The sequence below is a fragment of the Amycolatopsis sp. NPDC114503 genome, assembly GCF_055633655.1.
In genome coordinates this window covers 321,338-332,930 of record NZ_JBVKDT010000009.1, presented here as the reverse complement: position 1 = coordinate 332,930, position 11,593 = coordinate 321,338, and the positions used below count along the sequence as shown (strand labels likewise).

Annotated in this window: 10 protein-coding genes; 9 read left to right on the top strand and 1 reads right to left on the bottom strand. The window is 70.3% G+C overall.

The genetic code is table 11. The features are described from left to right. Positions 1-41 precede the first annotated feature (41 nt). Entirely contained in the window at positions 42-605 is a 564-nt protein-coding gene (gene efp, locus ACZ7OI_RS34865) for an elongation factor P (RefSeq protein ID WP_370938777.1), read from the top strand. Then, on the top strand, positions 605-1,063 hold the full coding sequence (gene nusB / locus ACZ7OI_RS34860) for a transcription antitermination factor NusB (protein ID WP_470268332.1): 459 nt from the start codon (positions 605-607) through the stop codon (positions 1,061-1,063). The genes efp and nusB overlap by 1 nt, the downstream gene beginning before the upstream one ends. 1,116 nt (positions 1,064-2,179) lie before the next feature. Here nusB and bldD read toward each other — a convergent pair. Then, the gene (gene bldD, locus ACZ7OI_RS34855) at positions 2,180-2,668 is read right to left on the bottom strand and encodes a transcriptional regulator BldD (RefSeq protein ID WP_003096372.1); all 489 of its coding nucleotides are present in this window, start codon (positions 2,666-2,668) and stop codon (positions 2,180-2,182) included. A 260-nt stretch (positions 2,669-2,928) separates the two neighbouring features. On the opposite strand from bldD, the gene pyrR reads away from it, so the two are divergent. Genes pyrR through pyrF form a run of 7 tightly spaced genes read left to right on the top strand, consistent with a single transcriptional unit; the run spans position 2,929 to position 11,520 of the window. Then, entirely contained in the window at positions 2,929-3,525 is a 597-nt protein-coding gene (gene pyrR, locus ACZ7OI_RS34850) for a bifunctional pyr operon transcriptional regulator/uracil phosphoribosyltransferase PyrR (RefSeq protein WP_470268331.1), read from the top strand. Further along, positions 3,522-4,454 (top strand): aspartate carbamoyltransferase catalytic subunit, encoded by a 933-nt coding sequence (locus ACZ7OI_RS34845; RefSeq protein ID WP_470268330.1) that lies wholly within the window; start codon positions 3,522-3,524, stop codon positions 4,452-4,454. The genes pyrR and ACZ7OI_RS34845 overlap by 4 nt, the downstream gene beginning before the upstream one ends. After that, positions 4,451-5,737 (top strand): dihydroorotase, encoded by a 1,287-nt coding sequence (locus tag ACZ7OI_RS34840; protein WP_470268329.1) that lies wholly within the window; start codon positions 4,451-4,453, stop codon positions 5,735-5,737. Before ACZ7OI_RS34845 ends, ACZ7OI_RS34840 begins: the two co-directional genes overlap by 4 nt. After that, positions 5,737-6,240, top strand: a complete 504-nt coding sequence (locus ACZ7OI_RS34835) for a PH-like domain-containing protein (RefSeq protein ID WP_470268328.1) — start codon at positions 5,737-5,739, stop codon at positions 6,238-6,240. The genes ACZ7OI_RS34840 and ACZ7OI_RS34835 overlap by 1 nt, the downstream gene beginning before the upstream one ends. Continuing rightward, positions 6,237-7,364 carry a glutamine-hydrolyzing carbamoyl-phosphate synthase small subunit gene (carA, locus tag ACZ7OI_RS34830; protein WP_470268327.1) on the top strand — a complete coding sequence of 376 codons (1,128 nt, stop codon included), beginning with the start codon at positions 6,237-6,239 and terminating at the stop codon, positions 7,362-7,364. Before ACZ7OI_RS34835 ends, carA begins: the two co-directional genes overlap by 4 nt. Beyond that, a complete protein-coding gene (gene carB / locus ACZ7OI_RS34825; RefSeq protein WP_470268326.1) occupies positions 7,364-10,681 on the top strand; it encodes a carbamoyl-phosphate synthase large subunit in 3,318 nt (1,105 codons plus the stop codon). Before carA ends, carB begins: the two co-directional genes overlap by 1 nt. Further along, entirely contained in the window at positions 10,678-11,520 is an 843-nt protein-coding gene (gene pyrF, locus ACZ7OI_RS34820; protein ID WP_470268325.1) for an orotidine-5'-phosphate decarboxylase, read from the top strand. Before carB ends, pyrF begins: the two co-directional genes overlap by 4 nt. Positions 11,521-11,593 lie beyond the last annotated feature (73 nt).

Genomic DNA, 11,593 nt, shown 5'->3' with positions numbered 1-11,593 from the left:
GCCGCGGCCGAAGAGATCGAACACAGGAGACCTGAAGACTCGTGGCCACCACCAACGACCTGAAGAACGGACTCGTCCTCAACCTGGACGGCCAGCTGTGGAGCGTCACCGCGTTCCAGCACGTCAAGCCGGGCAAGGGCGGCGCGTTCGTGCGCACCACCCTCAAGCACGTGCTGACCGGCAAGGTCGTCGACAAGACCTTCAACGCGGGCACGAAGGTCGAGACGGCCACGGTGGACCGCCGGAACATGACGTACCTGTACAAGGACGGCGCGGACTTCGTCTTCATGGACGGCGACACCTACGACCAGATCACCGTGCCCGCCGAGACCGTCGGCGACAACGCGAACTACATGCTCGAGAACACCGAGGTCCAGGTCGCGGTGCACGAGAACGAGCCGCTGTACGTCGAGCTGCCGACCTCCGTCGAGATCGTCATCCAGCACACCGACCCCGGCCTGCAGGGCGACCGCTCCACCGGCGGCACCAAGCCGGCGACGCTCGAGACCGGCGCGGAGATCCAGGTCCCGCTGTTCCTCTCGACCGGCGAGAAGATCAAGGTCGACACCCGCGACGGCCGTTACCTCGGCCGCGTCTCCAGCTGATGGCGGACAAGCTTCCCCCGCACCCGAACCGCGGCGGCGCGATCAGCAGGCGCCAGGCCCGCAGGCGCGCGGTCGAGATGATGTACGAGGCCGCCCAGCGGTCCGCCGACCCGGTCACGCTGCTGGCCGACCGGGTCGGCGCGGTCGAGGTCGACCCGGTCGCGGACTACACGATCACCGTCGTGGAGGGCGTCACGGCGAACCGCGAGCGGATCGACGAACTGCTGGCGGAGCACTCGCAGGGCTGGACTCTCGAGCGGATGCCGCCGGTCGACTTGGCCGTCCTGCGCGTCGGCGTGTACGAGATGCTGTGGTCGGCGGACGTCCCCGACGCGGTCGCGATCGACGAAGCGGTCGGCCTCGCGAAGGAACTTTCGACGGACGATTCGCCGCGGTTCATCAACGGCGTGCTCGGCCGCATCGGCACGATCGCCGACCGCCTGCGCGCGATTCTGTAGTCCCGGCGGTCCGGTAGTCAGAGGTAACCCGGCTGGGGGAAAGCGCCACCTGAATGGCCGCTGCCTGATCGGGTCACGGCCGGGCCTCGTCGGCCGGCGCGGGGGGCGCTCGGGAGAAAATTGATCACCGAGCGGAATCAGAACCGGTCGGCGGGCGCCATTCGCGGCGCGCTGGCCCGCTCGGTTCGGCGGCGATCCGGTGAATTCCGGGCGAGGGTCTTCCGGGCTCGCTGCGGTGAGTGAGCAGTCCGGCGGAGCGGAACCTCGGCGCAGTGAGAGCCGGAACGGCGGGGCGGCGGTCGTGGCGAATCTGGGGAAACCGCGGCGCGGCAATGCTTTTTCCGCGGCTGAGCGGCGAAAGCGAAGTTGAGGCCGGGCCGGAGAATGTTCTGGGCGGAAAGCGCTGAGAACGGACGCGGCCTGGCGTTGAGGAGCTTGCCCGGCGCGGAAAACCGGCTGGGAGCGGGGAAACGCTCGGTGCGGAGGACCGCGGCCGGGCTGGGGAAGTGCCTGGTGCCGGAAGTTTCGGGCTGGCGGGGAGCGTTCGGCGCGTATCTGCAAGCCGGGCAGCTCACCGCTGGAAGTTTCGGGCTGGCATCCGGAAACGTTCGGCGCGTGCCTTCAAGCTGGCAGGGCGAACTGCTTTGACGCTGGGGGTTCGGGGTTGGCGTCCGGAAGCGGGATGCGTTCGGCGCGTGCCTTCAACCCGGGCAGGGCAAGCTGCTTGCGGGCTGACATCCGGAAACGCCCGAGCGAATCCTCAAGCCAGGTCAGCGAATACACCCGCCCGCAGAACTCCGGAGCGGGGAGCGGCCGGGGAGAGGAAACGGTCCCCGGCGGCACCGCGGCTCGGAGCGGGAAATGCGCGAAAATCCGGCTGAAGCCGATTCCCGGCGGGAAACGCGGGAAATTCAGGCCGGTTCACCGGAGCTTCGCCGCACGGCAAAAGAGCACGTCAGCGCGACCGCGGGCGAGATCGACCCGGCGCCTGCGCTGCGGCGGAAAAAAACCAGCACCTCGGCGGCTGGAGCCTCACCCGAAGCGCGGCGGGCGTTCCCGGTTCCCCGGGCGCGGGAAGCCCGCCGCGTCGTGCACGGCCGTTGCCGCCATCTGTCCTCAGTCCTCTTTGGACGGCCGGGCTTCCGGCGGGAGGACGCCCCAGTCGATGAGCTGCTCGGTGAGCTCGCCGGGGGTCATGTCGTAGATGATGGCGAGCGAGCGCAGGTCCTCGGTGCGGATGGAGAGCACCTTGCCGTTGTAGTCGCCGCGCTGGCTCTGGATGGTGGCCGCGTACCGGGCGAGCGGGCCGACCTTCTCCGCGGGCAGCTGCTGGAGCCGCTCCAGGTTGATCACGATCTTCGTGGCGGGCTCGGCCCCGGACGGGACGCGGCCCTCCGGCAGCAGTTCGACCACCGGGACGCCGTAGAAGTCCGCCAGTTCGGCCAGCTTCTGGACGGTGACCGCCCGGTCGCCGCGCTCGTACGAGCCGACCACGACGGCCTTCCAGCGGCCGCCGGACTTCTGCTCGACCCCGTGCAGGGACAGGCCTTGCTGCTGGCGGATCCCGCGGAGCTTGGCCCCGAGCGCCTTGGCGTAATCGCCCATCTGGTGGTTCTCCGTTTCCTCACCCCGCGCCGGCCGGGAGGACCGGGCCGGGGACTCCTCGAGTCGAATACTCAGAGTAATGGTTACGCATAGTTGTCACCAGGTCAAGCAGAAGGTCGGTCCGTGCAGGTGGCGGCCGTGCGCGTACCACCCGGAAGACTGATTGACCGGTCCTGCTACTGTCGGTGCGGTTTCCGGCAGCAGCCGGTTGCCGACGTCCTTTAAGGACCCGTCCAGAGAGGCGGGGAAGGAGGTCCGCCTTGTCGTCACGTCCGCGTGGCGCGGCGGAGCCGGCGGGGGAGCGCGAGCTGCTGTCCGCCGGTGATGTCGCGCGCACGATCGCGAGGATGGCCCACCAGGTCATCGAGAAGACCGCTCTCGGAGCCGGTCCGCCGGAGCAGTACCCGGTGCTGCTCGGCATCCCCACGCGCGGCACTCCGCTGGCCGCGCGCCTCGCCGAGAAGATCGGCGAGTTCGCCGGGGTCGCGCCGCCGCACGGCGCCCTCGACGTCACCCTCTACCGCGACGATCTCCGCCGCCGCCCGCCGCGTGCTCTCGAGCAGACGCAGCTGCCGCCGGGCGGGATCGACAACCGGGTCGTCATCCTCGTCGACGACGTCCTGTTCTCCGGCCGCACCATCCGCGCCGCCCTCGACGCCTTGCGCGACCACGGCCGCCCGCGTGCCGTCCAGCTCGCTGTGCTCGTCGACCGCGGCCACCGCGAGCTGCCGATCCGCGCCGACTACGTCGGCAAGAACGTGCCCACCGCGCGCGCCGAGGGCGTCTCCGTGCTGTTGTCCGAAACCGACGGCCGGGACGCGGTGCTGCTGCGCGCGCCGGAAGGAGAAACCCGGTGAAGCACCTGCTCGCCACCGACGGTCTCGACGCGGACACCGCGACCGCCGTGCTCGACACCGCCGACGAGCTGAAGCACACGCTGCTCGGCCGCGAGGTGAAGAAGCTGCCGACGCTGCGCGGTCGCACCGTCATCACGCTCTTCTACGAAAACTCCACGCGCACCCGGGTGTCGTTCGAGATCGCCGGGAAGTGGATGAGCGCGGACGTGATCAACGTCTCGGCGTCCAGCTCCTCGGTGAACAAGGGCGAATCGCTGCGGGACACCGCGCTCACGCTGGCCGCAGCGGGCGCCGACTGCGTGATCATCCGGCACCCCGCCTCGGGCGCCGCGCACCGGCTGTCGGGCTGGCTCGCCGGGCCGGGCACCGCGGTGGTCAACGCGGGCGACGGCACGCACGAGCACCCGACCCAGGCGCTGCTCGACGCGGCGACCTTGCGCGAACGCCTCGGTTCGTTGAAGGACCGGCGGATCGCGATCGTCGGCGACGTCCTGCACAGCCGGGTCGCGCGGTCGAACATCCACCTGCTCAGCACCCTCGGCGCGGAGGTGGTGCTCGTCGCGCCGCCGACGCTGCTGCCGGTCGGTGTCGAGAAGCTGCCGGTCACGGTGTCGCACGATCTTGACGCCGAGCTGCCCGCGGTCGATGCGGTGATGATGCTGCGCGTCCAAGCAGAGCGCATGCACGGCGGGTTCTTCCCGTCGGCGCGCGAATATTCGATCTCCTACGGGCTTTCGGAGCGTCGCCAGGCGCTGCTGCCCGAGCACGCCGTCGTGCTGCACCCCGGCCCGATGCTGCGCGGCATGGAGATCTCCTCCGCAGTCGCGGATTCCCCCTCCTCAGCCATTACCGAACAGGTCCGCAACGGCGTCCACGTGCGCATGGCGGTCCTCTACCACCTGCTGGCCAGTGAAGGAGCTGCCGCGTGAGCATCGTGATCAAGGGTGCCCGCCCGTACGGCGAGGGCGAGCCGGTGGACGTCCTGATCGAGGACGGCGTCATCGCCGCCATCGGCGAGGTGAACGTTCCCGAAGGCGCCGAGGTGCTCGACGCCAAGGGTCAGATCCTGCTGCCCGGGTTCGTCGACCTGCACACCCACCTGCGCGAGCCGGGCCGCGAAGACACCGAGACCATCGACAGCGGTTCCGCCGCCGCCGCGCTGGGCGGCTACACCGCCGTGTTCGCCATGGCCAACACCGATCCGGTCGCCGACAACTCGCTCGTCACCGACCACGTGTGGCGGCGCGGGCAGGAAGTCGGCCTGGTCGACGTCCACCCGGTCGGCGCGGTCACCGTCGGGCTCAAGGGCGAGAAGCTCGCCGAACTGGGCACGATGGCCAAGGGCACCGCGGCGGTGCGGGTCTTCTCCGACGACGGCGTCTGCGTCGCGGACCCGCTGCTGATGCGCCGCGCGCTGGAGTACTCGACCGCGCTCGACGCGGTGATCGCCCAGCATGCCGAGGAGCCGCGGCTCACCGTCGGCGCGCAGGCGCACGAGGGCGAGCAGGCGTCGCGCCTGGGCTACCCGGGCTGGCCGGCGTCGGCGGAGGAGTCGATCGTCGCGCGCGACTGCCTGCTGGCGCTGCACGCGAACGCGCGGCTGCACGTCTGCCACGTCTCCACCGCGGGCACGGTCGACGTCCTGCGCTGGGCGAAGGAACGCGGCACCAAGGTGTCGGCCGAGGTCACGCCGCACCACCTGCTGCTCACCGACGACCGGCTCGAGACCTACGACCCGGTCAACAAGGTCAACCCGCCGCTGCGCACCGGCGGCGACGCGGAGAAGCTGCGCGCCGCGCTGGCCGAGGGCGTCGTGGACTGCGTCGCGACCGACCACGCGCCGCACGCCCCGCAGGACAAGGACAGCGAATGGGCCGCGGCCCGGCCGGGCATGCTCGGCCTGCAGACCGCGCTGTCGGTGGTCGTCGAGACGATGGTCAAGACCGGTCTGCTCGACTGGCGCGGCGTCGCCCGCGTGATGAGCGAGCGGCCCGCGGAGGTCGGGAACCTGGCCGGGCACGGCCGTCCGATCGAAGCGGGCGAACCGGCGAACCTGACGCTCGTCGACCCGGACGCCGAATGGACCGTGCGCGGGGCCGAACTGGCCAGCATCGCCGCCAACACCCCGTACGAGGGAATGCGGTTGCCCGGCGTGGTGACGGCGACCCTGCTGCGCGGGCGGATCACCGCGCGCGAGGGGAAGATCTGCTGATGGAGCGGCTGCTGCTGACGCTGGGGATCGTCGCGTTCTTCCTGCTGTGCCTGTGGGGCATGTGGACGGGCTGGCGGCGCAAGGCGCGTTCGCAAAGCGCGCGGATCGCGCCGTTCCCGGAGATCCCGGCCGACCCCGGCGAGTTCCAGCTGGAATCTGCCGGCGTGTACGTGGGCACCACGACCGCGGGCAACTGGCAGGACCGCGTCGTCACGCGGGGCGCGGGCCCGAGGTCCGGCGCGGTCTGGCGGCTGCACCCGGACGGGGTGGCCGTGGAACGCGGCGGGCTGCCGGACTTCTGGATCCCGCGCGCCTCGATCACCGGGATCCGCCGGGACTCGCGGCTCGCCGGGAAGGTCACCGGCACCGACGTGCTGCTGGTGATCACCTGGCAGCTCGGCGACGTCGCGCTGGACACCGGGTTCCGCGGCGACGATCTCGACGACTATCCACTGTGGATCAACGAACTTACCGATCACGACATCAAGGGAGGTGCCCAGTGAGCACCGGCACTCGCGGCCCCGCCGCCCTGGTTCTCGAAGACGGCCGGGTGTTCCGCGGCGCGGCCTACGGCGCGCGCGGGCGGACGCTCGGCGAGGCGGTGTTCTGCACCGGCATGACGGGGTACCAGGAAACGCTGACGGATCCGTCGTACCACCGGCAGATCGTGGTGCAGACCGCGCCGCAGATCGGCAACACGGGCTGGAACGACGAGGACGACGAATCGGCCCGGATCTGGGTTTCCGGTTACGTGGTGCGGGATCCGGCGCGCACGCCGTCGAGTTGGCGGGCGAAGCGCACGCTGGACGACGAGCTGGTGCGCCAGGGCGTGGTCGGGATTTCCGAAGTGGACACCCGGACTTTGACGCGGCATCTGCGCGAGCAGGGCGCGATGCGCGCGGGCGTGTTCTCCGGCGACGCGCTGGGCAGCGACGAGCAAATGGTCGCGGAGGTGCTGGCGAGCCCGCCGATGAAGGGCGCGGATCTCGCGGGCGAAGTCTCCACGGACAAGCCGTATGTCGTTGAGGCGCAAGGAGAACGGCGGTTCCGGGTCGCGGCGCTGGACTTGGGGATCAAGTCGAACACGCCGCGGCTGATGACGCAGCGGGGCATCGAGGTGCATGTGCTGCCGTCGAGCACGAGCGCGGAGGAGTTGCTGGCGCTGGGGCCGGACGGGGTGTTCCTGTCCAACGGTCCCGGCGACCCGGCGACGACCGCGCACGCGACGGCATTGACGAAAACCGTTCTGGAGCAGCGGATTCCGCTGTTCGGGATTTGTTTCGGCAACCAGATCCTCGGCCGCGCCCTGGGTTTGGACACGTACAAGATGCGCTACGGGCACCGGGGGATCAACATCCCGGTGATCGACGTGGCGACCGGCCGGGTCGCGATCACCGCGCAGAACCACGGCTTCGCCCTCGAAGGCGAACCGGGCCAGCGTTTCGATTCGCCTTACGGGGCCGCGCAAATCAGCCACTACTGCCCGAACGACGACACGGTCGAGGGCGTGCGCGCTTTCGACGTGCCCGCGTTTTCCGTGCAGTACCACCCCGAAGCGGCGGCGGGTCCGCACGACGCCGCGCCGCTGTTCGACGAATTCGTTGACTTGATGGAGAAGAAGGCCTGATGCCGAAGAGGACGGACATCCAGCACGTGCTGGTGATCGGCTCCGGGCCGATCGTGATCGGGCAGGCGGCCGAGTTCGACTACTCGGGCACGCAGGCCTGCCGGGTGCTGCGCAGCGAGGGTCTGCGCGTGTCCCTGGTGAACTCGAACCCGGCGACGATCATGACGGACCCGGAGTTCGCGGACGCGACCTACATCGAGCCGGTGACGCCGGACTTCGTGGAGAAGGTCATCGCCGCCGAGCGCCCGGACGCGATCCTGGCGACGCTGGGCGGGCAGACCGCGCTGAACTGCGCGGTGGCGCTGCACGAGCGCGGCGTGCTGGAGAAGTACGGCGTGGAGCTGATCGGCGCGGACATCGACGCCATCCAGCGCGGCGAGGACCGGCAGAAGTTCAAGGACATCGTGCGCACGGTCGGCGCGGACGTGCCGCGCAGCCGGGTGTGCCACGACATGGACGAGGTTCGTTCCACGGTCGAGGAACTCGGCCTGCCGGTGGTCATCCGGCCGTCGTTCACCATGGGCGGCTTGGGTTCCGGCATGGCGCACACGCCCGAGGACCTGGAGCGGCTCGCCTCGACCGGGCTCACCGAGTCTCCGGTCACCGAGGTGCTCATCGAGGAGAGCGTGCTCGGCTGGAAGGAGTACGAGCTCGAGCTGATGCGCGACAAGCACGACAACGTCGTGGTCGTGTGCTCGATCGAGAACGTGGACGCGATGGGCGTGCACACCGGCGACTCCGTCACCGTGGCTCCGACGATGACGCTGACCGACCGCGAGTTCCAGGTGATGCGCGACGTCGGCATCGCGGTGCTGCGCGAGGTCGGCGTGGACACCGGCGGCTGCAACATCCAGTTCGCGTTCAACCCCGAGGACGGCCGGATGGTCGTGATCGAGATGAACCCGCGGGTGTCGCGAAGCAGTGCCTTGGCGTCGAAGGCGACGGGTTTCCCGATCGCGAAGATCGCGGCGAAGCTGGCCATCGGCTACACCCTCGACGAGATCCGCAACGACATCACCGGCGAGACCCCGGCGGCGTTCGAGCCGACGCTGGACTACGTGGTGGTGAAGATGCCGCGGTTCGCGTTCGAGAAGTTCCCCGGCGCGGACCCGACGCTGACCACGACGATGAAATCCGTCGGCGAAGCGATGTCGTTCGGCCGCAGTTTCCCCGAAGCTCTCGGGAAGGCGATGCGGTCGATCGAGACGAAGGCGACCGGGTTCTGGACCTTGCCCGACCCCGAGGGCGCGACTGTCGAGTCCACTTTGGACTCGCTGCGCACGCCGCACGAAGGCCGCCTCTACGAGGTGGAACTGGCGCTGCGGCTCGGCGCGACGGTCGAACAGGTGCACGAGGCGTCCGGGATCGACCCGTGGTTCATCGACCAGATCGCGCTGATCGGCGAGGTCGGCGCCGAGGTCCGCGACGCCCCGGTGCTCGACGGAGACCTGCTGCGGCGGGCGAAGCGCACCGGCCTGTCGGACCGGCAGATCGCCGCGCTGCGCCCCGAATTGGCGGGCGAGGACGGCGTGCGGGCGCTGCGGCACCGGCTGGGGGTGCGGCCGGTGTTCAAGACGGTCGACACCTGCGCGGCGGAGTTCGCGGCGAAGACCCCGTACCACTACTCGGCCTACGAGACCGACCCCGCGGCGGTTTCCGAGGTCGCGGCACAGGGCGACAAGCCGAAGGTGCTGATCCTCGGCTCCGGCCCGAACCGGATCGGGCAGGGCATCGAATTCGACTACTCCTGCGTGCACGCGGCGATCGCGTTGCGCGAGGCCGGGTTCGAGGCCGTGATGGTCAACTGCAACCCGGAAACCGTGTCCACTGACTACGACACGAGCGACCGGCTGTACTTCGAGCCGCTGTCGTTCGAGGACGTGCTCGAGGTCGTGCACGCCGAGCAGCAGTCCGGCACCGTCGCCGGGGTGATCGTGCAGCTGGGCGGGCAGACCCCGCTCGGGCTCGCGCAGCGGCTGGCCGACGCCGGGGTGCCGGTCGTCGGGACGCCGCCGGAGGCGATCGACCTGGCCGAGGACCGCGGCGCGTTCGGCGACGTGCTGACCGAGGCCGGGCTGCCCGCGCCGAAGTACGGCACGGCGACCTCGTTCGAGGGCGCGAAGCGGATCGCCGACGAGATCGGCTACCCGGTGCTGGTCCGCCCGTCCTACGTGCTCGGCGGGCGCGGCATGGAGATCGTCTACGACGAGGAATCCCTCGCCGGCTACATCCGCCGCGCCACCGAGGTCACGCCTGAGCACCCGGTGCTGGTGGACCGGTTCCTGGACGACGCCATCGAGATCGACGTCGACGCGCTGTTCGACGGCGAGGACCTCTACCTCGGCGGCGTCATGGAGCACATCGAGGAGGCCGGGATCCACTCCGGCGACTCCTCCTGCGCCCTGCCGCCGATCACCCTCGGCGCGCAGGACCTCGACGCGGTCCGCCGCTCCACCGAGGCGATCGCGCGCGGCGTCGGCGTCCGCGGCCTGCTGAACGTGCAGTACGCGCTCAAGGACGACGTGCTCTACGTCCTGGAAGCCAACCCGCGGGCCTCGCGCACCGTCCCGTTCGTCTCCAAGGCCACCGCCGTCCCGCTGGCCAAGGCCGCGGCGCTGGTGATGACCGGTTCGACGATCAAGGACCTGCGCGCCAGCGGCGTCCTGCCCGCCGAGGGCGACGGCGGCCGGATGCCCGCCGATTCGCCGGTCGCGGTCAAGGAAGCCGTGCTGCCCTTCCACCGGTTCCGCACGCCGGAAGGACACGGCGTCGACTCCCTGCTCGGCCCGGAAATGAAATCCACCGGCGAGGTCATGGGCGTCGACACCTCCTTCGGGAAAGCATTCGCGAAATCGCAGAGCGGCGCCTACGGATCCCTTCCCACTTCGGGCCGGGTTTTCGTGTCCGTCGCCAACCGCGACAAGCGTTCGCTCGTCTTCCCGGTGAAGCGGCTGGCCGATCTCGGCTTCGAGATCCTCGCCACCTCCGGCACCGCGGAAGTGTTGCGGCGCAACGGGGTTGCCTGTTCGGTCGTGCGCAAGCACTCCGAGCCGGACCCGGGCACCGGCGAGCCGAACATCGTCGACGTGATCCTCGCCGGCGAGGTCAACATGGTGATCAACACTCCGTACGGAAACAGCGGGCCGCGCGTGGACGGTTACGAAATCCGTACTGCCGCGGTGTCGCGCGATATTCCGTGCGTCACCACGGTTCAGGGTGCCGCGGCGGCCGTGCACGGCATCGAAGCGCTTATCCGCGGCGACATCGGCGTGCGCAGCCTGCAGGACCTCCAGGCGGCTTTGAAGGCGACGTCGTGACCGCGCGGTTCGGGGCCCGGCTGGCCGAAGCGGTGGCCGCGCGCGGGCCGCTGTGCGCCGGGATCGACCCGCATCCGGGCCTGATCGAGGCGTGGGGCCTGCCGCTCGACGCGAGCGGGCTCGAACGCTTCGCGCTCAGCGCCGCGGAGGCGCTGGGCGAGGTGGCGGCGATCGTGAAGCCGCAGTCGGCGTTCTTCGAGGCGTTCGGGTCCGCCGGAGTGGCGGTGCTCGAACGCGTCGTGGACGTCGCCCACGACGCCGGAGCGCTTGTCCTGCTGGACGTGAAGCGCGGCGACATCGGCTCGACCATGGCGGCCTATACGGCGGCGTACGTGGCCGAGAAGGCGGCTTTCACCGCCGACGCGGCCACGGTGTCGCCGTACCTCGGCTTCGGCGCGCTCGACGCGGCTGTTGCGGCGGCGCGCGAAGCGGGCAACGGGCTCTTCGTGCTTGCGCGCACGTCGAACCCGGAAGCGAACGCGTTGCAGCGCGCGCGGCTCGAAGACGGCCGTACGGTCGCTCAGAGCGTCGTAGACGCTGCTACGGACCACAACGCAGGTGCTGAGCCGTACGGAGACGTCGGCGTGGTCGTAGGGGCCACTGTGGCTCCTGGGGAAGTCGACCTGAGCCGGCTCAACGGACCGGTGCTCGCGCCCGGTTTCGGGGCGCAGGGGGCAACTGAGGCGGATTTGCGGGCAGTCTTCGGGGAAGGCCTGCCGGGCCTGCTTCCGGCGTCCTCGCGAGACCTGCTGCGCCGCGGCCCGGACACCAGCGCGTTACGCCGTGCGGCCCAAGAGGTGAACGGCCGGTTGGCGGGACTGCGCGGAAAAGGCCAATAGCAGGCCCCGGAATCGCGCTCCACCAGCCACCCCCGCATTGTGGCCCCTGCTCAGGGGTGGGTACCGTCGCGTC

Excerpts from the sequence above, each read along its gene's own strand:
- nusB (WP_470268332.1), top strand. The coding sequence starts at position 605 with ATGGCGGACAAGCTTCCCCCGCACCCGAACCGCGGCGGCGCGATCAGC.
- carB (WP_470268326.1), top strand. The coding sequence starts at position 7,364 with ATGCCGAAGAGGACGGACATCCAGCACGTGCTGGTGATCGGCTCCGGG.
- bldD (WP_003096372.1), bottom strand. The coding sequence starts at position 2,668 with ATGGGCGATTACGCCAAGGCGCTCGGGGCCAAGCTCCGCGGGATCCGC.
- ACZ7OI_RS34835 (WP_470268328.1), top strand. The coding sequence starts at position 5,737 with ATGGAGCGGCTGCTGCTGACGCTGGGGATCGTCGCGTTCTTCCTGCTG.